Genomic DNA, 22379 nt, shown 5'->3' with positions numbered 1-22379 from the left:
AAATGGATAAGTAAATTATATAATTCTAAAAAAATAATCCTTTTTGATGCGTATTTCGTAAATTAGCGGCATCAAAAACACTATTTATTGTCAATGGAACAAATTGCACCCTATACACCCAAGAATAAAGTAAGAATAGTTACTGCCGCATCACTATTTGATGGGCATGATGCTGCTATTAATATTATGAGACGTATTATCCAATCAACAGGAGTTGAGGTAATACATTTAGGCCACGATAGAAGTGTAGAAGAGGTGGTTAATTGCGCAATACAAGAAGATGCCAATGCTATTGCAATGACTTCGTACCAAGGAGGGCATAATGAATATTTTAAATACATGTATGACCTGCTCAAAGAAAAAGGAGCAACACATATTAAGATATTCGGTGGTGGTGGTGGAGTAATTCTTCCAGAAGAGATAAAAGAGTTGATGGATTATGGAATTACTAGAATTTACTCTCCAGATGATGGAAGAGAATTAGGATTGCAAGGTATGATTAATGATCTTGTAATGCAGGCAGACTTTCCTATTGGGAATGGATTAAATGGAGAAGTGGATCATTTGGCAGAAAAAGAAATAGGAGCGATTGCTCGAGTGATCTCTGCAGCCGAAAACTTTCCTGAAATAGCAAAGGATACATTAAGTGTAATACATAAAAAAAATAAAACTTCGAAAACGCCGGTACTGGGAATTACAGGAACTGGTGGAGCAGGTAAATCATCCTTAGTGGATGAACTGGTACGTCGATTCTTGATTGATTTTCCAGAAAAAACTATGGGTATAATATCAGTAGACCCTTCAAAACGTAAAACAGGAGGAGCGTTACTAGGAGATCGTATTCGTATGAATGCAATTAACTCTCCGAGAGTATATATGCGTTCTTTAGCTACGCGACAATCTAATTTGGCATTGTCGAAATATGTTGCAGAAGCTATCGAGGTATTAAAAGCTGCAGAATTTGATTTAATTATTCTTGAAACTTCAGGAATTGGGCAATCGGATACAGAGATTTTAGAACATAGTGATACATCTTTATATGTAATGACTCCTGAGTTTGGGGCAGCTACACAGTTAGAAAAAATTGATATGCTTGATTTTGCAGACTTAGTTGCTATCAACAAGTTTGATAAAAGAGGCTCTCTAGATGCTTTACGAGACGTAAAAAAACAATATATGCGTAATCATAATCTATGGGATACGCATCAAGATGATTTGCCGGTATACGGTACCATTGCTTCGCAGTTTAATGATCCAGGTATGAATACGCTGTATAAAGCTATTATGGATAAGGTAGTTGAGAAAACGGGAGCATCATTACAATCTGATTTTCATATTTCTAAAGAAATGTCTGAAAAGATATTTGTAATCCCTCCTAGTAGAACAAGGTATTTATCTGAAATAGCAGAGACTAATAGAGGGTATGATAAAACGGTTAATATACAAGTAGAGGTCGCGCAAAAATTATACGGTATCTATAAAACCATTTGTAGCGTTGCTGATGTTAATTTTATAGGACTGTCAAAAAACGGTATTGAAGACGATAACCTTCGTAAAGTAACGAATAATGATAATTCAGATTTTTTGAAATTATTATTGGCAGAATTTGACAGAGTAAAACTTAATCTTGATCCATATAATTGGGAAATTATAACAGGTTGGGCGACCAAGCTTAAAAAATATAAAGATCCTATTTATTCTTTTAAAGTAAGGGATAAGGAAATCAAAATTGAAACACATACCGAGTCTTTATCACATACTCAGATACCAAAAGTAGCTTTACCAAAATATGAAGCTTGGGGTGATGTATTAAAATGGTCATTGCAAGAAAATGTTCCTGGTGAGTTTCCGTATGCATCTGGTTTATATCCTTTTAAACGAACTGGAGAAGATCCAACACGTATGTTTGCAGGAGAAGGAGGACCAGAGCGTACGAATAGACGTTTTCATTATGTGAGTTTAGGAATGCCAGCAAAACGTCTATCTACGGCCTTTGATTCGGTTACATTGTATGGTAATGATCCAGACCATAGACCAGATATTTATGGTAAAATTGGTAATGCAGGAGTATCTATTTGCTGTTTGGATGATGCTAAAAAATTATATTCAGGTTTTGACCTTACTCATGCGATGACATCTGTAAGTATGACCATAAATGGTCCTGCACCTATGTTGTTAGGGTTCTTTATGAATGCAGCGATTGATCAAAATTGCGAGAAGTATATTAAAGAAAATGATCTAGAGTCTGAAGTTGAAGGAAAGATTAAAAAAATATATAAAGATAAAAGTATTGAGCGCCCTCAATATCAGGGAGAACTACCTGAAGGTAATGATGGGTTAGGATTGATGCTATTGGGAGTTACAGGGGATCAAGTACTGCCTTCTGAAGTTTATGAAAAAATTAAGGCAGAAACATTAAATACTGTTAGAGGCACTGTTCAAGCTGATATATTAAAAGAAGATCAAGCGCAAAACACATGTATTTTTTCTACAGAATTTGCTTTGCGATTAATGGGAGATGTACAGGAATATTTTATAGAAAAACAGGTACGAAATTTTTATTCGGTTTCTATATCTGGGTATCATATTGCCGAAGCTGGTGCCAACCCAATTACACAATTGGCTTTGACCTTGGCTAATGGATTTACCTATGTAGAATATTATTTAAGCCGTGGAATGGATATTAATAAGTTTGGTCCTAACCTGTCTTTCTTTTTCTCTAATGGTATTGATCCTGAATATGCAGTAATTGGTCGTGTTGCTCGTAAGATATGGGCAAAAGCGTTAAAGCATAAATATGCTGCAAATCCTAGAGCACAAATGTTGAAATATCATATCCAAACATCTGGTCGATCATTACACGCTCAAGAGATTGATTTTAATGATATTCGTACTACATTGCAAGCGTTATATGCTATATATGACAATTGTAATTCATTGCATACCAATGCTTATGATGAAGCTATAACAACACCAACAGAAGAATCAGTGCGCAGAGCGATGGCAATACAGTTAATTATAAATAAAGAATTAGGTTTAGCGAAAAATGAAAACCCTATTCAAGGATCTTTTATTATCGAAGAATTAACAGATCTAGTTGAAGAAGCTGTGTTAACCGAATTTGATAGAATAACCGAACGTGGTGGAGTGCTGGGAGCTATGGAAACAATGTATCAGCGAAGTAAAATACAAGAGGAAAGTTTGTATTACGAAACTTTAAAGCATACTGGAGAATTTCCGATTATCGGAGTGAATACATTTTTAAGCTCTAAAGGATCACCAACCGTTACTCCAGGCGAAGTAATTCGTGCTACAGAAGAAGAAAAACAATATCAGATTACCATATTAAACAATCTCCATAAGGCGAAAGATGATATAGCTACCAAGGCACTTGTTAAAGTGCAAGAGGCAGCGGTACAAAATCAAAATATTTTTGAAATATTGATGGAAGCTAGCAAAGTATGTTCTTTAGGACAGATTACTGCAGCTTTATTCGAAGTAGGAGGGCAGTATCGTAGAAATATGTAATACCGTAATTAATTAGATATATTGATAAACCTTGCTTTCGAGCAGGGTTTTTCGTTTAGAAGAGTTTCTTTATCTTTAGAGAAAAAGGAAGATATTTGTGTTTACTACTATAGAATATACTGTTACCGCTATTGTTTGTTTGATTTCTGCTGTGGTCATCCAGCGTATCTTTAGTAAAGAAAAGCTTAGGAGAGCAGATCAAAAAGCTATCGAAGGTATTAAGTGGTTTGGGTTGGCCATTTTTGTATGGGGATTAGGAGCATTGATTAACCTGATCTTAGTTACAGGATTACAATGGTCATCTACCAATAAAATTTTAATTTATTTGGGAGTATTGGTTTCACTAGCAAATTCCTTGTTTATCATTTTATCGCTTCCTTCTATAGAACACCAAAAAAAACCAGGTATCCTGGTTAGACTAGTAGAACGATTTAGTACTGATGAGTTTGTAGGTGTGTATTGTGGAGTCTTAGGGATGATAACTTTTGTATTTATTGCATCGTCTTATGGTAATACAGAGATCAGTAATAATTTTATTTGGCTTATAGATATACCCATTTCTATTTTGGTAGCTATTTCTTTGCTTTTTGAACTTAATAAAGCATTCGTAGGAAGACAAATGAAGTTCATGTATCTGCCAACATTCGTTTTATTCATTTTAATTGTAATTGCAGTTTCTCATAGAATGATACCGCAAGACAAAGTATTACAATTTATAGATCAAGAATTTTGGAGTGTTCTGGGGAGTATTACAGCGATATCATTTAAGTTTCTTTTTATCCTTCTTTTTTCAATTCTTTTATATAGTTGGAAATTTCTTTCAGAAAAAGAACAACAACAAAATTTAGCCGAAGAATTAGAAAACCAAAATGCAGAACTCAAAAGAATAAACGAACAATATGTGTTGGCAAATGAAAGTCATCTCGATACCATTAAATCTTTAAAAAAGAATTTACAAGTATTACAAGAAACTTCTAAGATCGAATTTTCAGAACGGCAACGAGAAGTTTTAGGATATCTTGCTCATTATGGGGATCATAAATCATATACGGAAATTGCTCAAGAGATGCATATCAGTACTGATGGATTTCAAACTCATATTCATCAAATCAAAAAACTACTCAATGTAAGTGGATCTGGCGGAAAAGAACAACTTGTTACTTTTGCCAAATCGAATAATTTTCTAAAATATACATCATTTAGAGATAATGCTTAACCTAATGCTTAACCATTTTATGCTCAAAATTTGAGTAGTACTTAACCTTTTGTAAGATTGGTTTTTCGGGCAAATTGCCAGAAAAATTTTATCATGATCTTTTCTTTTCAAATATCAGAACAAAACTTTGATGAACGTATTAATGAAACTTTTAGCGAAGCAACAAGTTGGTTTGTAGATGCTATTTTGGCTCAAATACCCATTACAGATACTGTAGGTATACCATGGGTATTGGTTATATTATTAATTGGAGCAGGGTATTTCACTATTTATTTTAAATTTATTAATCTCCGTAGTTTTCATACTGCGATACAGGTTGTAAGAGGAAAGTATGATTCTTTAGAAAGTGTAGAAGGAGAGAATGAAAAGAATAGCCTCGTAAAAGGAGAAGTGAGTCATTTTCAGGCATTAACTACAGCGGTTTCGGCAACTGTTGGATTAGGTAATATTGCAGGAGTGGCCATTGCATTGTCCATAGGTGGACCGGGAGCAACGTTATGGATGATATTAATAGGTGTTTTAGGAATGTCTTCAAAATTTGTAGAATGTACTTTGGGAGTTACCTATAGAGAAGTTGATGCAGAAGGAAAAGTTTTTGGAGGGCCAATGTATTATTTAAGTAAAGGATTAGGAGAGAAGGGATATGAAAAATTCGGGAAGTTCTTAGCGGTTCTTTTTTCCATAATGTGTATTGGAGGATCTTTTGGAGGAGGAAATATGTTCCAAATTAATCAAGCTTATAAATTGTTCGAACATGTTGTATTGCCTCAACATGCTTCTTTGCAAGGACAAGGATGGGTATTTGGATTAATTATGGCGATTTTGGTTGGGGTAGTTATTATTGGAGGGATCAAAAAAATAGCAAGCGTTACCGATAAAATAGTTCCTTTTATGGTTTTAACATATATCATCGCTGTATTGGTCGTTTTAGTATTAAATAGTAGTGCAATCCCTGATGCTTTTATGGCTATTTGGGAAGGTGCTTTTCATTCTGAAGGGATAGTAGGTGGTTTTGTTGGTGTGCTTATTCAAGGGTTAAGACGAGGAGCTTTTAGTAATGAAGCGGGAATAGGAAGTTCATCAATTGCCCATAGTGCTGTAAAAACTCGATTTCCCGCAAGCGAAGGACTGGTAGCTTTGTTAGAACCTTTTATAGATACTGTGGTGGTGTGTACAATGACTGCATTGGTTTTGATCATTACAGGACAGATAAACACGGGTGTTGAGATCAATTATGAGCAAGGAGTATTACTTACTTCTTCTGCATTAGAAAGTGGAATTTCATGGTTCCCATATTTACTCACAATAGCTGTATTGTTATTTGCTTTTTCTTCTATGATTTCATGGTCTTACTATGGATATCAAGCCTGGAGTTATCTTTTTGGAAGAGGAAAACGAACAGAATATGTATACAAACTTATCTTTTGTTGTTTTACAGTAATAGGTGCAGCAGCTACCTTGGATGCTGTAACTGATTTTAGTGATGCAATGGTGTTTGCGATGATGGTTCCTAATATGATAGGTTTATTTTTATTAAGTCCTAAAGTATTACAAGAATTAAAAAAATATAAGCGTAGTATAACAAATATGTTAAAATAGTTTATCTAGAGTAATAATGAAGGTGTTTTTTTTGAATTTATTTATCTTTAAAAAAACACAAACGTTATGCAAAAATTACTTATAGGGCTACTTATTACTACATTATCATTTGGGCAACAAAACCAGATAAAGGCATTGGTTGGAGGAACGTTAATTGATGGTTATGGATCTACCCCCATAAAAAATAGTGTAATCATCATTCAAGGAGATAAAATAAAAGCAGTTGGCACTATTACAACTCTTAAAATCCCCTCTGGAGCAGAAATTATTTCTACAGAAGGAATGTCGGTATTACCAGGGCTTTGGGATATGCATGTGCATACTATGATTAATGGTCATGCCGACTATTCATATTGGGATAAAACGTATCCTCCTTTATTAGAAGATGTGATTATGCCAGCATCGGCAGAGCAATTATTAATGGCAGGTGTAACTAGTGCCCGAGATCTTGGCGCTCCTCTTAAGGAGAGTATTTCTGTAAGAGATCGGATAAATAAAGGAGAAATCCCTGGAGCTACATTGTATGTTTCTGGACCATTTATCCAGAAAAAACCATATCCAGGAACAGAAGCTTTTAGGTGGGGAATTAATGGTGCTGAGGATGCTAGGAAAAAAATCAAAAAATTGGCGGATGCAGGAGTTGATTGTATTAAACTTATTGATCAAGATCAAATGACGAAGGATGAATTGCAAGCAGTTGTCGATACCGCTCATAAATATAATTTAAAGGTGGTTGCGCATGGTCATAGACCGCAAGAGATTAGAGCAGGGCTTCAAGCCGGAGTTGATTGTTTTGAACATACGGGTTTATCATCGGCACCCAAATATCCCGATGATGTTATAGAAGCGGTTAAAGAACGTACTGCACAAATGAATTTAGGGCCTTTGTTTTGGTGTCCAACCGTCGAAGGGTTATATAATTATGAATATGTGAGAGATAATGGAGAGCACTTGGATAATGATTCATGGCATAGAGGTTTGCACGATACGATTATTGCCGACATAAAAAATAGTTTTGCACATAAGGATAGGTTGCCATATTTTCAATTAACTCCCATGCGTAAACCTACTTTACAAACCAAAATAGAACAATTAATGGATGCAGGTGTGGTATTAATGATAGGTACAGATAGTGGGATTCCGATGAAATTTCATAGCCAATCTACCTGGAACGAATTAGATGTTTGGGTAAATGAGTTCGGAATAGATCCTATGTATGCCATACGCGCAGCTACATATTGGCCTTCATTGTGGACAGGAGTTGCAAATGAGGTGGGAACAATTACCGAAGGTAAATATGCCGATATTATTGCAGTAAAAGGTGATGTGCTAAGACATATTAGTTTACTACAGAATGTGGATATGGTAATTAAGCACGGGAAAAGATATAAATGAGATCCGTAATCCTTGTATTTATTTTGGGTATTTCTTTTTCGCGAATGGACAAACCATTTTTGAAAAAGGAAAGATTAGAGGGTCATAATCCAACTATGCTGAAGCCTTTTAAACTTTCTAAGCTCTTTACGAAGTAATATAACAAACTCTTTTCCATTACTTTCGGATTGTTCTAAGCGTTCACAGTTTTTATATAATCTATTGGTAATATGAATTAATGAATTTGCATGTTTAATTCTATCATCCTGAAAAATTTGATTCTCAGCATTGATAATTTTTGGTGCTAATTCATCTGATTGTCTAATGATATCTCCTGTGAAATATATGTTAGGATCTTCATTTCCGTTTTTTTGTAGTGGTGCCAAATCATGCACAAGGTAATTAGAAATGCTTCTTGAAAGGGAAAAAATTTCAAGGGCCTTCTTATAGAGTTTTTTATTTTGTGGCTTCGATCTCATAACAATATCTATTTCAAAAATACTGCTATTTTTGCTATTTTTTCTTTTGAAATTAAAGAGAAAATGATAATTTGCCTTATGATTTAATTAGAAATACATTTTTTTATTTAAAATGAAAATAGATTCAATAAACTGGGAAATATTACAATGTCTTCAGCAAAATGCCAGGTTATCAAATGCTGAGATAGGAAGAAAAGTAGGACTAAGTTCTCCTGCAGTTGCAGAGAGGATAAAAAAGATGGAAGATTATGGTGTGCTTAAAGGGTATAGAGCTGAGGTGTCGTATACCAAAACGGGATATCAATTAAAAGCAATTGTTACATTACGCGCATTCATGGGAAGATTAAAACCATTTATGATAAAGGTATCATCCTTTAGTGAAGTACTAAATTGTTATCGTATTACGGGTAATGAGAATATTGTTATCGAAGTAGTACTTCGAGATCAGATACATTTGCAAGAGTTTATAGATAGATTAATTACATATGGAGAAGTTAAAACCCATATCATTCTATCTAATTTGATAGAAAACAACCCTATTAAAGATCATACCGGATTAAGTGAGTTAGAACTATAATTTTGGCATGAGATTTGTGTATATAATATCAAAGAATGGTCTTTAACTTGCGTGAGGACATTAGTTAGGGAAAACTAAAGAGAGTGTAAGGGAGAGATTAAAAACACCTGAATTTGTTCAGGTGTTTTTTTTATAGTATTTTTTGATTCCAGGTGGCACCTTTTTTGTGGTGTTTTATTGATAAACTTATTCATCGTGCAATTATCTACTTCAAGAATTTATGTAAGCTTAACTCTACTATTTATAGTTACGCTTTGTTATAGTCAAAATCAACTCACGCTTAAAAAGGGAATTGTTACCGATTCATTAAACGTTCCGTCAACAAATAATAGCTTTAGTATTTATCTACCTAGAAACTTTGATCCCAATAAAAACTGGCCAATTGTATTAGGTTTTGATTCATCTGGTAAAGAATCTGGTTTAACGAGGTTGTATATGGCAGCTGCCGAAGAGTTAGGATATATTGTTGCAATATCCAATTTTAACAATGACCAAACCCCAAAAGAGAAAGCCAACTATGTACCTGTTTTTATGACTCATATTTTTTCTCTTTTTCCGATTCAAATAGGAAGAGTATATGTTACAGGAATGGGAAAAGATGCCGAGATAGCTAGTTTGTTACCTTTACTAATCCCTGACAAAATATTTGGTGTAGTGGCAATAGCGAATAGTCATTATTATAAATCTAATATGCGAATGAAAAAGAACTTCTCTTATATCGCTATGACAAATAATGGTAATCATAGGTATAAAGATCTTTTGGCAAATAAGAATTTATTAAAACGAAAGGCTATTGCAGCAGATGTTTTTGTTCATGACGGAGATTTAGATTTCCCTGATCAATTATTGATTAGAAAAGCACTTTCTACTTTTACTGCGCAAGCTATGCTAAAAGGTAGAATGCCTAAAGATTCTATTTGGATTCAAAAAAGATTTCAGGAAGATATAGAAAGTGTTGATAATTATCTTGAAAAAGAAAAATATGTAATAGCTCATGATGAATTAAAACGGATACGTATTCATTACAACTCTTTTTTTGATACAGACCATCTTAAAGAAAAGCAAAAAGAAATAAGAAAATTGAACGGGTATAAACGAGAAAAGAGATTACAATCAAAATTTGAAAATAAAGAAATCTATTTAAGAGAAGGTTATTTGTTCTCGGCAGATGAGGATATTGAATTACTTAATTATGAAAATCTTGGTTGGTGGCAATATGAAGTTACGAAACTTGATAGCCTTTTAATTAGTAAACAAAAACCCGCTCAAAATATGGCTAAAAGGGTTAAAGGGTATTTAAAACATTTGGTTGATAGTTATAAGGAAATAGAGTTGAATAATCAAGATGATTTCGAGAAGAAAATGTTTCTTAATGTTTTTAGTACAATAGTAGATAAAAAAGATTTTGAGTCTTATAAACGAATTATTTCTTTTAGCGCTAGAGATCAGGATTATGAGACAGCTTTGTTTTATTTAGAAAAAATGTTACAGAATGGATATAAAGATTTTGAGAGTCTATATACTATAGAGGGAACACTCGCCTTAAAATTATCAAAGGATTATAATAGACTAATCAAAAAATACCTCGGAAATTCGAAATATTTCTTTTCAAAATAAAGTGAAATCATAAAATTTTGTGTATTTCATCGATTTTATATGTTTTTTATCGTTATTATTTTTGTGTTTACAATTATTTTACCTTAAATTTACTATATCTTAAAAACACTTGATGTATGATCTATAACTAACATTTTAATCTATGTGACGATATGGATTTAAAATATTAATTTGGAATACATCAGGGACAAATTAGGTGTGAGGACATTAGTCTAAAGACCCCAAATCTTGAAACTAAAGAGAGTACGTAGTTTGGCCCTAAATAAAAAAGTATCTACCCCAGTAGATACTTTTTGTTTTTTTATTATTTTACAATTAAATGAGGAACTTCTTCGAGTTTCCAATCAATTACTAAACCACTAGCTAAAGACCTTGCAATTTCGGCGCCATAAAGGAATTCACACAAGTAAAGAGCAGCTTCAAAACTCTTGGCTCCTCCTGCAGATGTAATATACTTTCCATCATGAACAAATAGTAATTCTTTACGAATATCCAAATCGGGAAACATACCTCTCATTTTGTCAATATCACTTGGGAAAGTAGTAGATACCACATTATCTAATAGACCAGCTTTTGCCAAAACAAATGCCCCGTCACAATGAGAAGTCATATATGTAGCCGTTTGATCAACTTGTTTAACAAAATTGATCATTGCTTGATCTTTTAAATCTGTATCTAAATGATGTTCTGCGCTGGGTACAACAAGAATATCTATTTTAGGAATAGAATCTTGAGTATAATTATAATCAGGAATTATTTTTATTCCTTCAAAAGTAGTGATAGGATTATCAGTATTGGCAACAGTAAAAACATTCATGGGTTTAATGTTTTTTCGATACTGGGTATGTTGAAATATATCATAAGGAGCAGTTAGTTCTGTATTATAAGTTCCATCCATAATAAGAAAAGCCACATTATAACGATTGGGTTTTAATTTGGGAAATTCCTTTTGCTTTATAACCGATTCAATTTCGACATTTGTAGAAGTTGATTGGTTTTCTTCTTTGGTTTGAGTACAACCAAAAACTGAAAATGTAATAATGATAAAGAATATTTTTTTCATGATGATAAGTTTAATGGTATTGATTTATAGGCTTTTCTCTAGTTAACTTATGTTTTACAATAAAAAGTAAAATAGTTCCAAGTGCAGCAATGCCGGCCATGAAAAGCCAGCTATTTGTATACCCAAAATTAGCAATAAGTTGCATTCCAGAGTTATGTCCAAAAATATGAGCGACAGAAAAAGACATAGCATATAATCCCATATAAGCTCCTTGTCTTCCTTTTTTAGATCTATCCAAGGCAAATGCATTTCCGAAAGGAAAAGCAACCATTTCACCCAAGGTAGCTATGATCATACCGATTACAAGTATTCCCGCCCACGGACTAATAAGAAATAGGCCAAAACTTATTCCAGTAAGAATGAATCCATAGATAACACTTCCTATTTGGGAAATCTTTGTTTTTTCTAAATATGCAATTAATGGCATTTCTAATAAAAATATAAGAGCACCATTAAGAGCAAGTAATAACCCAATACTCTCTTCGGATAATTGATGTATTTCTTTATAGTACAAAGGCACCGTAGAGAAATATTGAACGAAAATAAAACCAAAAAGCCCCAACGCAATAAGAAATAATACATAAACGCCATCTCGATATGCTGGAACGGGGTTGTCTACTATAACTTCTTTGTCTAATTCTTTTGTTTTTTTAGGGTTTAAGGTTTGTATCATTACTATTCCGGCAATAATACAAGTAATACCATCTACCCAAAATAACCCAGAATATCCAATGGATGCTATAATTAATCCACCTAAAGCAGGTCCTGCCGAAAAACCTAAATTAATAGCAAGTCTTATAAAAGTAAGAGATCTGGTTTTGTTTTCAGGTTTACTATATGCACTTAATGCTACAAAAAACGCAGGTCGGGCTGTATCTGCAATAGCAATAAGTACAAAAAAACTAATACAAATACTCCAGAAACTTGAAAAGAATTGAACTGTTAAAAAAGCAATGCCCGTTAATATTAGAGAGCCAAGAATTACTTTGTAATACCCAATTTTATCACTTAGTTTTCCTCCCAGCCAGGCTCCAAAAAATGAGCCTAAACCAAAACTCGTCATTACCCATCCTATTTGTTCTTTCGAAAAATCTAAATTATCAGAGAGATATAAAGACAAAAAAGGAATAACCATCGCTCCAGCACGATTAATTAAAGTAATTAACGCTAGCCACCATACTTCTTTAGAAAGTCCGGAAAAAGAATCAATATAGTGAAGTAAAATTTTTCGCAAAAAGCCTAAGATTTGTGTTGTTTGCCCAAAATAAGAGGTAAAAGTAGTTTTTTATCGAATATTTGAGAACAATTTTGATGAAATTAATTAGTTAACTCATTGTAAATTGTACTTTTGCAAAAAATAAGGGAGTAGTGTATAGATTGGTTTTACTTTTATTTTTTTTCTGGGGAACTATTTTTGGCCAGGAAACTTCTGATATTCAGAGGGTATTATCTTTTCAGGATAAATTGAATAAAGAATTTGCCTCTGAGGAAAGCAGCCCTTTGACTCCTAAGAATCTCGAGCGATTTAAAACATTGGATTTTTTTGAAATAGATACTTCATTTTGTATAACGGCTAAGTTTATTCGCACGCCTTATGAGACTCCTTTTATAATGAAGACCACCACAGGTAGAGAACCTTTGTATGTAAAATATGGAGAAGCTCATTTCAAGCTTCAAGAAAAACAATATGTATTAAATATTTATCAAAATCAAGGACTTCAATCTCAAATAGAATATGTCGATTATTTATTTCTACCATTTACGGATATGACTAATGGAGAAGTAAGTTATGTTGGAGGACGTTTTATGGATCTTAAAATTCCCGAAGGCAATTCAATTCTAATAGATTTTAATACTTCGTATAATCCCTATTGTGCCTATAATGATCGTTATTCTTGTCCAATACCTCCCGAAGAAAATCATTTAGATATTAAAATTAATGCAGGAGTAAAAAAGTATAATACTTTTCCTGATAATGAATAAAAAAAGCGCCCTGAAAAATCAGAACGCTTAATTTTTAATATACACTATACTCTTAAAATCTCTTAGAACTTATATATTGCACCTAGTACAAAAGAGGATAGACTTTTGGTAGCTTCGCTATCATTGTCAATAAAGAAATCTTCTGAAGTAGAGTCTAATCTTAATTCTGGTTTTAGGGTTAAATCACCAATATCATAGCTACCTGTTAGAGTCGCCGCGATCACATCACCATCGCCTTCGGTATCAAGCCCGACTACACCAGTTAAGCCGCCATTATACACAGAGAAATATTCTCCTCTTAGTCCTAAAGTAAATTTTTCTGAAGTTTTGTATTGAGGATACAGCGCAACTCCATAAAATCCAGATGCATCTCCATCTTCTTGAGGTTCTGTAGATAAATAGGTTGCATTTACTCCTAAATAAAAGTCTTCATCAAGATCCCATCCAGTAGTTAGATCTGCCTGAAAAGTAGGTCCTACTTCTCCGGGTTCTCCTTCATTACCATATCTTAAGTTTAAAAAGGCACTACCATTATCGGCAGAATATCCCAGTTGAGCACCGAATATATAAGTGTCAAAAGGATTGTTTTCAGTATAATCTGTTGGATTCATAACAGCTAGCATTGCAGACCATTTCTCACTAAGTACAAAATCTGCTTTTAATCCAGTATGAGAAAAAGGACCATACGAGAACATATAAGATGTAGAGTAGTTGAAATTTCCGGTTGGTGAAATTACTTCATATCCTAAAAACGTATTAAAGTTACCAAAGGTAAGCTTAACGCTTTCGGTTACATTCCAATAAGCGTATAATTGATTCACAATTTGTGCAGATCCATCAGATAAGAATACAGCGTCTTCTCCTCTTGGGCCAAAAACTAGATCTGCTACGAATCCTACTTTTTCTCCTTCATACCCTAAAATAACATTAGCCATACCTATTGCAAACCCACTTTGATTGGCAAAAGATGTTGCTGGTGCCACCGAATTATCATTGGGAGAACCAAAATTATATCTGTAGTACCCATCTACAGAACCTGACACACTTAGTTTGGATAATAAATTTTCGACAGTTGTTTCTTTTTCCTCTTCTTGGGCAATGACATTAAAAGTGAAAAAAGCCAAAGCAACAAATGTTACTTTTTTTAAAAAATCTGTTACGGTTTTTGTTTTCATAATAAACATTAATTGTGGTGATAATTTGTTTTAATTGGTGCCGTAAATCTATGTTAAAAGAATATGACCCCAATAAATATTGGGGTATGAATGGTAATTTTTACGGTTTATCGATTTTTAACCCTAAAAAAATTAGGGTTTAATGTTTATTTGAGTAAATTTTAAGAATTTAAAAGTAATATTTTTACTTTTCTTTAGATTTTTTTAGAAAGAATGATAAAAATCTATGACCAAAAAAAAGAATACTTTGGTTTAATACAATCCTTGGTGCAATCAATATAAAGCTTGATCCCCTTTTTCTCCAGTTCTAATACGGTAAGTATCCTTAATGTCCGAGACGAATATTTTTCCATCTCCTACTTCGCCCGTTTTTGAAACTTCAAGGATTGTTTGAATTGTTTTTTCTTCAAGTTCATCCGTAACTACAATAGATAAGAACCTTCGCTGTATGTCTGAAGTACTGTAACTAATCCCACGATAAACTTTTCCTTTTTTTTCATTACCAACTCCAGTAACATCCCAATAGGTAAAAAAATTGACACCAATATCATGTAAACCATCTTTTACAGCATTAAATTTTGATTTCCTGATGATAGCTTCGATTTTTTTCATGAACTATTAGGTTTAATGAATATACAGATGTTAAAAGGTTTAGAAAACATAGTATATCCTATTGGTTTACTTTGCAATGAACATCCCTAAGAAAACAAAAAGGAATCCAATAATGAAGGATCCTATGGTATAGATTAAAAAGGTAATAAAATCTCCGGATTTTAGCAATATATGGTTCTCATAAGCAAAAGTAGAAAATGTAGTGAAACCGCCACAAAAACCTGTTGCAAGAAAAAGAACTGTGTTTTGAGAGAGCGTATTGTTTTTGAGTGCTAATCCAAGAATAAATCCAATAAGAAGACTGCCTATAACATTTGCTGTAAAAGTTCCATAAGGGATTCCTGTTGTAGAACTATTAAGATATTTACTGATAAAATAACGAGCTACACTACCTGTGCCTCCTCCAATAAATACCAAAAGGATTTGTTTCATTGCAACTAGTTTAAAGCTACATTTTGTTATACATTACAAAATGTAGCTATACTATAATTTTATTTAATAGGTACGTATATTTCGGTGATCCAATCTGCAGGATTAGGTGCTAATCCAGGACCCGCTCTATACACCTCAAAAGCAGCAGATGTGGCATCTGCCTCCAAACTGTTATCAGCGATATATTTGTATGCTGTTTCCCAAGCTTCTTTAAGATTAACATAGTCTCCTTTTAATGTTGTCTTAACCACTTTTTGTCTAGGTAAGAAGTCACATAATACAGTGCTTTCTTTAGGTGTAACTACTTTATCTCTTGTGGGAATTGCTGTTGAGAAAATGGCAGTACCCTGATCTTCATTATACTCATTATATATAGTAAAAGGCATACCAGTTTGAGCAAGATTGTTTTCTCTCATATAAGCATTAACAGCGGGTATCATTTGTGACATTTTTTCTGGGATCACCGCAATTGATGATGCAGTAGCACTATACATATAAAATCCACCACCATGTTCTGTAACACCATCTACGTGCACAGAGTATTTTTTCATTTCTTCTTTACTATAGGTATCTAATTTTTCTAATCCTCTTTTATACATTGGTCGTAACATTTGGGATAACGTACTATCCTGTGTTGTCCAAAATGCTTTCTCCATAAAAGATTGCTCTCCTTTCATACCCCAAGTAACTTTGGTTTTTTTACCTTCAATTTTTTCAAATTTCCAATATACATCGCTTACGCTTTCTCCCATAGGTGTTATGAACGTAATTTTTTGATCGATACTACTAAAAGGTGCTATTTTTTCGGTTTTCATTCTTCCGTCACCCTGGGTTTCACTTTTCCAACTATAAGATGCTCCTTGTCCACTTGTGTTTTCTGGGTATTCCATAATTAAATCGTCGGATTCATCCATCCAAGGACCCCATTTATCCCAAGTTTTGTATTCATTAATTGTATTGAATAATAACTCATCCGGCGCGTCAATAACACGACTTTCTTCTACTTGATATTCACCATTTATAGTAGCTATATATACAGCTCCTCCAATGATTATTAATAATAATAGAAAAAATAGATACTTAATTATTTTCATGTTTGTTAGTTTAGATTGTTTGCTCAGCTAATATAACTAATTTTTGCATCCTATTATTTTGTTACATTTGCCTAAATAATTAAATACTCAATTTGAAATAGACTGTAGAGCGATTTTGTTTTTTTAAATTGCGTTTACAGTAAATACCATCAGATACACTAAAAACAAAAACATTAACAAATGAAACTTAACAAAATATTATTTTTTGTCGCAGTTGCCAGTTTTATGGTAGCTTGTAAAAATGATCCTAAAATTCAGGATCAGATTGAGCAGCAAGAAGAAAAAGTAACCGAAGAAAAATTTAATCATGTCGTAGAACAGTTTGCTGATCTAAAGATTTTAAGATATCAAATTCCAGGATGGGATAATTTAACGTTAAAAGAACAAAAATTAGTTTACTATTTAACGCAAGCGGGTCTTAGTGGTCGTGATATTATGTGGGATCAAAATTATAGACATAATCTTACCATTAGAAAAGCTCTTGAAAAAGTATACACTACATATGAAGGAGACAAAGGGACTGATGATTGGAAAGCATTCGAAACGTATATGAAACGTGTTTGGTTTTCTAACGGGATTCACCATCATTATAGTAATGCTAAAATTAAACCAGAATTTAGTAAAGATTATTTTAGTTCTCTTCTTGCTGCGACTAGTACAGAGGTGTCAAAAGATGTATATGAAGTAATTTTTAATGATGAAGATTCTAAAAAAGTAAATCAGGCAAAAGGTATTGATAATGTTGCACTTTCTGCTGTAAATTTTTATGGCCCAGGTGTTACTAATGCTGATGTGGAATCATTTTATGGAAAAATGAAATCTCCAAATCCTGATAAGCCATTATCATATGGATTAAATTCTCAATTGGTAAAAGAAAATGGAGAGCTTAAAGAAAGAATATATAAATCTGGAGGATTATATGGAGCTGCGATCGATGAGATTGTGAAATGGTTAGAAAAAGCTCAAAAAGTAGCCGAAAACAAAGCTCAAGGTGATGCTATCGGATTATTGATCAAATATTATAATACCGGAGATTTACAAACTTGGGATGATTATAATGTTGCATGGACTGCTGCTACAGATGGAAATATTGATTATATCAATAGTTTTATTGAAGTGTATAATGATCCGCTTGGATATAGAGGTTCTTATGAAACTATCGTGCAGATTAAGGATTTTGATATGTCAAAGAAGATGTCTGTTTTATCTGAAAATGCGCAATGGTTTGAAGATAATTCTCCATTAATGGATGAGCATAAAAAGGACAGCGTAGTTGGGGTTTCTTATAAAGTGGTTGCTGTTGCTGGTGAAGCTGGTGATGCATCACCAAGTACCCCTATTGGAGTAAATCTTCCAAATGCTAATTGGATTAGAGCAGCGGTAGGTTCAAAATCAGTTTCTCTAGGTAATATTATAGGTGCGTATAATAATGCAGGTGGTTCTGGTCGTTTAAAGGAGTTTGTACATGATAATGAAGAATTTGAGTTAGAAGAAAAATATGGTCAATTAGGAGATAAACTACATACCGCACTTCATGAGGTAGTTGGTCATGCCTCTGGAAAATTAAACCCTGGGGTTGGCGAAACTAAAGAAACGCTAAAAAATTATGCATCTACGATGGAAGAAGGACGTGCAGATTTAGTTGGCTTGTATTACTTAATGGATCCTAAATTACAAGAATTAGGTCTAGTCGAAGATTGGGAGAAAACCGGTAAAGCCGCTTATGATGGGTACATCAGAAATGGATTGATGACACAACTAATTCGATTGAATCTTGGTGATGAAGTAGAAGAAGCGCATATGAGAAACCGACAATGGGTAAGTGCTTGGGCTTTTGAGCAAGGTGCTAAGGATAATGTAATTGAAAAAGTTTCCAAAGACGGTAAAACATATTATAATATTAATGATTATCAAAAATTACGTGAGATTTTTGGACGTTTACTTAGAGAAACACAGCGTATTAAATCTGAAGGAGATTTTAAAGCTGCTGAAGCTTTGGTAGAAGGATATGGAGTAAAAGTAGATCAAGCATTACATGCAGAAATATTAAAACGTAATGAACAATTTACTTCGGCGCCTTATAGTGGTTTCGTGAACCCAGTATTGGTTGCAGAAACCGATGAGAATGGAGAAATTACAAAAATAAATGTAACGCAACCTGAGGATTTTACTACACAAATGTTAGAATATAGTAAGAACTATAACTTCTTACCAGAAGTGAATTAGTAAAAACTAAGATATATTAAACGCCCTTTCTGTATAGGAAGGGCGTTTTTTGTTACCTAAAGTAGAATAGAATGTTTTTTGTTATAAAGACAACTTTTCTCAACATGAGTTAATCTTGGTCTCCATTATTAGAACTAGGAGTGAGTAACCCTGCAATAGCTCCAATAGCTGTAGATGCTGTGGCTATTAAAATATCTGGAACATTAAAGTCTTTATTAATTACATTTTGACTTGTGAGTATAATTACTCCAACGCAAATAGTAAGTACAATGATTCCTAAAAAAAGAACTACAAGTCTGTAAATAAGTTTGTCATTGAACCAAGGTTCAGATTGAAACTTTTTAATAGCATCAACTGGATTTTTTTTAAAATCCTCTTGTATTTCTGGATCTTTTTCGAGAACAGTTTTAAATTGATTAAAAGAACGAATTTTGTTTTGCATGGCTAAATAAGTTTACTCAAAACTATAGAATAATCAATGTCAAAAAAATACCCGTTACGGGGTATTTTTCGTATAAAAATAAATCTAGAAATCGTATTTCTTTTCAATGGCATAGCGTAATAATTCTCCTTTGCCATGTAATCCAAGTTTGCGAATGATGTTTTTACGATGTGTTTCTACGGTAGATACAGAATTAAAACGTATAGCAGCAATTTCTGAAGAAGTTTTTCCTTGCCCAATTAATTTTAGGATTTCTCGTTCGCTTTTTGAAAGCACTTGTTTTTTAATTTGTTGTTGGTCATCTTTTGAAAAAATAGCCGGATCTAGAGCTGCATCAAAATAAGTTTTGCCCGCTATAACTTGTTGTATAGCAGTTAGTACTTCTTCTAAGGGCGAATTTTTAAGAAGATAACCCGATGCACCAGCTGCTATCATTTGTTTAACAGCATCTTCTTGATCAAACATAGAGAATCCAATGATTTTGGTATGAGGAAATTCTTTCTTTATAATACTTGTAGCCGCTATTCCATCAATTTTTGGCATGCGAATATCCATCAATACCACTTTTGGTTGTTTTCTTCTCACTATATTTATCAATTCCTCACCATCATTAGCCATACCTACAATGCTTATTTCTTCTTCGTATTTAAGAAGTAACATAATTCCGTCAATTAGGGATTGGTGATCTTCTGCAATGGCTACGGTAATCATATAGGTATATTTATAATAATATTTGTTCCTTTTCTTGGGGTAGAATCAATCTCGAATGTACCTTCAAGATGTTCTATTCTTTTTTCTATTGTAGCTAATCCCATACCATCTTTTTCAGGTAAAATTTTGGCATCAAAACCTTCGCCATTATCTTCGATTATTATATTTAATAAAGAATCATGATTTGTTAATGAAATATGCACCTCATTGGCTTGAGCATGTTTAATAATATTAGTTACCAATTCTTGAACCATCCGGAAAATTGAAATTTCTATAGTATTATCCAAACGTTCTTCTAGTCCATAACCTTGTACTTCAATCTTTAAATTATTCCCGTTAGATACCTTTTTGGCTAAGTTTTTAATGGCTGGTAACAAGCCTTGATTAGCCATAACCCCACTATTCTTTTCATGGGCAATGGTTCTTACTTTTTGGTATGCTTCATCCAGGAGTTCATTGGTATTTGTATATAACTCTTCGATATTTTCGATTTTAGGATTGTTTCGATTGTTTTGTAAATGCTGAAAATGAAGTTTTACAGTAGCCAATGTACTTCCTAGATTATCATGTAAATCATTAGCCAAGCGTTGTCGTTCTTTTTCCTGCCCAACGATCATAGCATCTATAGCCGTAAGTTCTTGCTCTTTAAGTAGTTTTTCTGTTTTTTGAATTTCAATTTCTCGCTCTTGTTCTGCGATACGTTGTTTTCGTTTAGCATTTTTATTAATCAGGAAAGCAGTGATCCCACCAAATAATAATAGAACAAGAGAGCCAATCATAAAATTCCTATTCTGTCTTCTTTTAGCATCAATCTCAAGATTATCAGCTCTCAGTTTTTCGTTATCATATTTTTCTTTGATACCTGCAATATCAGTATTTTGTTGTGTGTCATTGATGCTGTCTTTCAATTTGTTTAGTTTATCTAAATAGATAGCTGCATTTTTATAATCTTTAGTTTTTTGATAGAGATCACTGATATTTTCATAAAATATTTTCTTCGATTTTGCTCTATTATGTTTTAAAGGAACTGAATCTGCCTTTCTATAATATTGAATAGCTAATTCGTATTTTTTGAGTGATTTGTATTGTTGAGCTTGATTATTGTAATTATATGCCAAACTTTGATGATCATTATATTTTTTTAAAATAGGCACTGCCTTTTTTGTGTAATAAAGTGCCGAATCCAAATCTCTTGGATCTACTGTCTGATGTACTATTCCTATATTCGAATAGTTATACCCAACTCTTACACAATCTTTTTGACGAATGGCAATTTCAATATTTTTTCTAAAATATTTAATAGATTCCCTAGCATTATTTAGATTTAACTGCTGCACAGCCAATCGATGATAGATGGTTCTCAATGCGGTAGAATCATTTTGTTTCTTGGCATATGTGGTAAGTTCACTTACAATTTCTTGATAGTTTTTTTCTAAATTGTTTTGATGACTTAGTATGGATATTAATAGGATATTGCAATCCGCCACATCACTTTCTTTTTTTAAATCACTAAATGTTTTCTTTGCTTCTATAATTGCCTCATAAGCGATATGATGATTGTCTAAGTCTGATTGATAATCTGCATAATAATATAACCATGTAGCTTTATCATACAGGCTAATTTTGGAGGTGTCAATTGTTTGAAATTCAAGATTAATTTGTTTTTGGTCATTGCTTTTAAGGGATTTTAAAAGCGCTCCAAAATCAGTGTCTTGAGAAAAGCTAAAACCAGTAAGGAATAAACTTACTGGTAAAAGGTATTGTACTATTTTTCTTTTTGTTTTGATCATATATTATCCTCCAATAATGATACTACCTTCTTTAGTTTCGGGAGTAGTATCTGGTAATTCATAAGTAGGTGGATTTGGACATGTATTATCATATTCCTTAAACAAAAATGTTAACTTTTTTCCTAAATCAAATTCCGGTTCTTGAATATGATTACCATCAATTTTAAACTTTTGTTCTTTTCTCGTCCCTGATTTGATTACATGAATTAAAATGTAATCAGGGAATTCTATATACATGTTTACATGCCGAGTAACGGCACATATCTCATATAGGTTGGATTGAGGGTTTTCCATATTGATTAGGTGAAGTTTCATTTTTTTAAGTTTCCCATTTTTCACTTTTATTTTAGCTTTTAATTCAACTTCATCATCTTCAAAAAGTATTTGGTTATAGGGAGAATTCATATGCCACCTTCTATTTTGAGGAGGTTTGGAATTGTAGTTTAGTTGTTTCATATAAA

At 33.0% G+C, this 22379-nt stretch carries 19 protein-coding genes; 8 read left to right on the top strand and 11 right to left on the bottom strand.

The window, feature by feature from the left end:
* Nucleotides 1–93: 93 nt before the first annotated feature.
* The 4 genes from DK508_RS01210 (at nucleotide 94) to DK508_RS01195 (ending at nucleotide 7738) form a co-directional block, all read left to right on the top strand.
* Entirely contained in the window at nucleotides 94–3528 is a 3435-nt protein-coding gene (locus tag DK508_RS01210; protein WP_109298909.1) for a methylmalonyl-CoA mutase family protein, read from the top strand.
* A gap of 97 nt (nucleotides 3529–3625) precedes the next feature.
* On the top strand, nucleotides 3626–4744 hold the full coding sequence (locus tag DK508_RS01205; protein WP_109298908.1) for a hypothetical protein: 1119 nt from the start codon (nucleotides 3626–3628) through the stop codon (nucleotides 4742–4744).
* A gap of 93 nt (nucleotides 4745–4837) precedes the next feature.
* The gene (locus tag DK508_RS01200; RefSeq protein ID WP_109298907.1) at nucleotides 4838–6343 is read left to right on the top strand and encodes a sodium:alanine symporter family protein; all 1506 of its coding nucleotides are present in this window, start codon (nucleotides 4838–4840) and stop codon (nucleotides 6341–6343) included.
* A 66-nt stretch (nucleotides 6344–6409) separates the two neighbouring features.
* Nucleotides 6410–7738 (top strand): amidohydrolase family protein, encoded by a 1329-nt coding sequence (locus DK508_RS01195; RefSeq protein WP_109298906.1) that lies wholly within the window; start codon nucleotides 6410–6412, stop codon nucleotides 7736–7738.
* 74 nt (nucleotides 7739–7812) lie between these two features.
* Here DK508_RS01195 and DK508_RS01190 read toward each other — a convergent pair whose 3' ends face one another.
* Nucleotides 7813–8196 carry a hypothetical protein gene (locus tag DK508_RS01190; RefSeq protein WP_109298905.1) on the bottom strand — a complete coding sequence of 128 codons (384 nt, stop codon included), beginning with the start codon at nucleotides 8194–8196 and terminating at the stop codon, nucleotides 7813–7815.
* Nucleotides 8197–8308: 112 nt separating this feature from the next.
* Here DK508_RS01190 and DK508_RS01185 point away from each other — a divergent pair, with 112 nt between their 5' ends.
* Complete coding sequence (locus tag DK508_RS01185) at nucleotides 8309–8773, top strand: Lrp/AsnC family transcriptional regulator (RefSeq protein WP_109298904.1); 465 nt, start codon at nucleotides 8309–8311, stop codon at nucleotides 8771–8773.
* 195 nt (nucleotides 8774–8968) lie between these two features.
* A complete protein-coding gene (locus DK508_RS01180) occupies nucleotides 8969–10390 on the top strand; it encodes a hypothetical protein (RefSeq protein WP_109298903.1) in 1422 nt (473 codons plus the stop codon).
* Between the two features lie 304 nt (nucleotides 10391–10694).
* Here the strand turns inward: DK508_RS01180 and DK508_RS01175 are convergent, their stop codons facing one another.
* Both DK508_RS01175 and DK508_RS01170 read right to left on the bottom strand, forming a co-directional pair.
* Nucleotides 10695–11453: a DJ-1/PfpI family protein gene (locus tag DK508_RS01175; RefSeq protein ID WP_109298902.1), complete on the bottom strand. Its 759-nt coding sequence runs from the start codon at nucleotides 11451–11453 to the stop codon at nucleotides 10695–10697.
* A gap of 10 nt (nucleotides 11454–11463) precedes the next feature.
* The gene (locus DK508_RS01170) at nucleotides 11464–12687 is read right to left on the bottom strand and encodes an MFS transporter (RefSeq protein WP_109298901.1); all 1224 of its coding nucleotides are present in this window, start codon (nucleotides 12685–12687) and stop codon (nucleotides 11464–11466) included.
* A gap of 134 nt (nucleotides 12688–12821) precedes the next feature.
* Here DK508_RS01170 and DK508_RS01165 point away from each other — a divergent pair, with 134 nt between their 5' ends.
* A complete protein-coding gene (locus tag DK508_RS01165) occupies nucleotides 12822–13436 on the top strand; it encodes a DUF1684 domain-containing protein (protein WP_109298900.1) in 615 nt (204 codons plus the stop codon).
* A 62-nt stretch (nucleotides 13437–13498) separates the two neighbouring features.
* Here the strand turns inward: DK508_RS01165 and DK508_RS01160 are convergent, their stop codons facing one another.
* From DK508_RS01160 to DK508_RS01145, 4 genes are all read right to left on the bottom strand, one after another.
* Nucleotides 13499–14611 carry a porin gene (locus tag DK508_RS01160; RefSeq protein ID WP_109298935.1) on the bottom strand — a complete coding sequence of 371 codons (1113 nt, stop codon included), beginning with the start codon at nucleotides 14609–14611 and terminating at the stop codon, nucleotides 13499–13501.
* 273 nt (nucleotides 14612–14884) lie between these two features.
* Complete coding sequence (locus DK508_RS01155; protein ID WP_109298899.1) at nucleotides 14885–15223, bottom strand: P-II family nitrogen regulator; 339 nt, start codon at nucleotides 15221–15223, stop codon at nucleotides 14885–14887.
* Between the two features lie 66 nt (nucleotides 15224–15289).
* Nucleotides 15290–15655, bottom strand: coding sequence for a fluoride efflux transporter CrcB (gene crcB, locus DK508_RS01150; protein WP_109298898.1), 366 nt, complete (start codon nucleotides 15653–15655; stop codon nucleotides 15290–15292).
* 59 nt (nucleotides 15656–15714) lie between these two features.
* Nucleotides 15715–16749, bottom strand: coding sequence for a GyrI-like domain-containing protein (locus DK508_RS01145; RefSeq protein ID WP_109298897.1), 1035 nt, complete (start codon nucleotides 16747–16749; stop codon nucleotides 15715–15717).
* A 180-nt stretch (nucleotides 16750–16929) separates the two neighbouring features.
* Between DK508_RS01145 and DK508_RS01140 the strand changes: the two genes are divergently transcribed.
* Nucleotides 16930–18975 carry a dihydrofolate reductase gene (locus tag DK508_RS01140; protein WP_109298896.1) on the top strand — a complete coding sequence of 682 codons (2046 nt, stop codon included), beginning with the start codon at nucleotides 16930–16932 and terminating at the stop codon, nucleotides 18973–18975.
* Between the two features lie 109 nt (nucleotides 18976–19084).
* Here DK508_RS01140 and DK508_RS01135 read toward each other — a convergent pair whose 3' ends face one another.
* From DK508_RS01135 to DK508_RS01120, 4 genes are all read right to left on the bottom strand, one after another.
* Nucleotides 19085–19417: a hypothetical protein gene (locus DK508_RS01135; protein WP_109298895.1), complete on the bottom strand. Its 333-nt coding sequence runs from the start codon at nucleotides 19415–19417 to the stop codon at nucleotides 19085–19087.
* Between the two features lie 84 nt (nucleotides 19418–19501).
* The gene (locus tag DK508_RS01130; RefSeq protein ID WP_109298894.1) at nucleotides 19502–20128 is read right to left on the bottom strand and encodes a response regulator transcription factor; all 627 of its coding nucleotides are present in this window, start codon (nucleotides 20126–20128) and stop codon (nucleotides 19502–19504) included.
* Nucleotides 20125–21918 carry a sensor histidine kinase gene (locus DK508_RS01125; RefSeq protein ID WP_109298893.1) on the bottom strand — a complete coding sequence of 598 codons (1794 nt, stop codon included), beginning with the start codon at nucleotides 21916–21918 and terminating at the stop codon, nucleotides 20125–20127. The genes DK508_RS01130 and DK508_RS01125 overlap by 4 nt, the downstream gene beginning before the upstream one ends.
* Before the next feature lie 3 nt (nucleotides 21919–21921).
* A complete protein-coding gene (locus DK508_RS01120) occupies nucleotides 21922–22374 on the bottom strand; it encodes a hypothetical protein (RefSeq protein WP_109298892.1) in 453 nt (150 codons plus the stop codon).
* Between the last annotated feature and the right edge of the window lie 5 nt (nucleotides 22375–22379).

This window comes from Aquimarina sp. AU474 (assembly GCF_900312815.1).
Taxonomy (GTDB): Bacteria; Bacteroidota; Bacteroidia; order Flavobacteriales; family Flavobacteriaceae; genus Aquimarina.
This window is presented reverse-complemented; position numbering and strand designations above follow the sequence as displayed.

Excerpts from the sequence above, each read along its gene's own strand:
- crcB (WP_109298898.1), bottom strand. The coding sequence starts at position 15,655 with ATGAAACAAATCCTTTTGGTATTTATTGGAGGAGGCACAGGTAGTGTA.
- DK508_RS01175 (WP_109298902.1), bottom strand. The coding sequence starts at position 11,453 with ATGAAAAAAATATTCTTTATCATTATTACATTTTCAGTTTTTGGTTGT.
- DK508_RS01195 (WP_109298906.1), top strand. The coding sequence starts at position 6,410 with ATGCAAAAATTACTTATAGGGCTACTTATTACTACATTATCATTTGGG.
- DK508_RS01140 (WP_109298896.1), top strand. The coding sequence starts at position 16,930 with ATGAAACTTAACAAAATATTATTTTTTGTCGCAGTTGCCAGTTTTATG.
- DK508_RS01210 (WP_109298909.1), top strand. The coding sequence starts at position 94 with ATGGAACAAATTGCACCCTATACACCCAAGAATAAAGTAAGAATAGTT.
- DK508_RS01160 (WP_109298935.1), bottom strand. The coding sequence starts at position 14,611 with ATGAAAACAAAAACCGTAACAGATTTTTTAAAAAAAGTAACATTTGTT.
- DK508_RS01145 (WP_109298897.1), bottom strand. The coding sequence starts at position 16,749 with ATGAAAATAATTAAGTATCTATTTTTTCTATTATTATTAATAATCATT.
- DK508_RS01155 (WP_109298899.1), bottom strand. The coding sequence starts at position 15,223 with ATGAAAAAAATCGAAGCTATCATCAGGAAATCAAAATTTAATGCTGTA.
- DK508_RS01190 (WP_109298905.1), bottom strand. The coding sequence starts at position 8,196 with ATGAGATCGAAGCCACAAAATAAAAAACTCTATAAGAAGGCCCTTGAA.
- DK508_RS01135 (WP_109298895.1), bottom strand. The coding sequence starts at position 19,417 with ATGCAAAACAAAATTCGTTCTTTTAATCAATTTAAAACTGTTCTCGAA.
- DK508_RS01125 (WP_109298893.1), bottom strand. The coding sequence starts at position 21,918 with ATGATCAAAACAAAAAGAAAAATAGTACAATACCTTTTACCAGTAAGT.
- DK508_RS01120 (WP_109298892.1), bottom strand. The coding sequence starts at position 22,374 with ATGAAACAACTAAACTACAATTCCAAACCTCCTCAAAATAGAAGGTGG.
- DK508_RS01200 (WP_109298907.1), top strand. The coding sequence starts at position 4,838 with ATGATCTTTTCTTTTCAAATATCAGAACAAAACTTTGATGAACGTATT.
- DK508_RS01130 (WP_109298894.1), bottom strand. The coding sequence starts at position 20,128 with ATGATTACCGTAGCCATTGCAGAAGATCACCAATCCCTAATTGACGGA.
- DK508_RS01185 (WP_109298904.1), top strand. The coding sequence starts at position 8,309 with ATGAAAATAGATTCAATAAACTGGGAAATATTACAATGTCTTCAGCAA.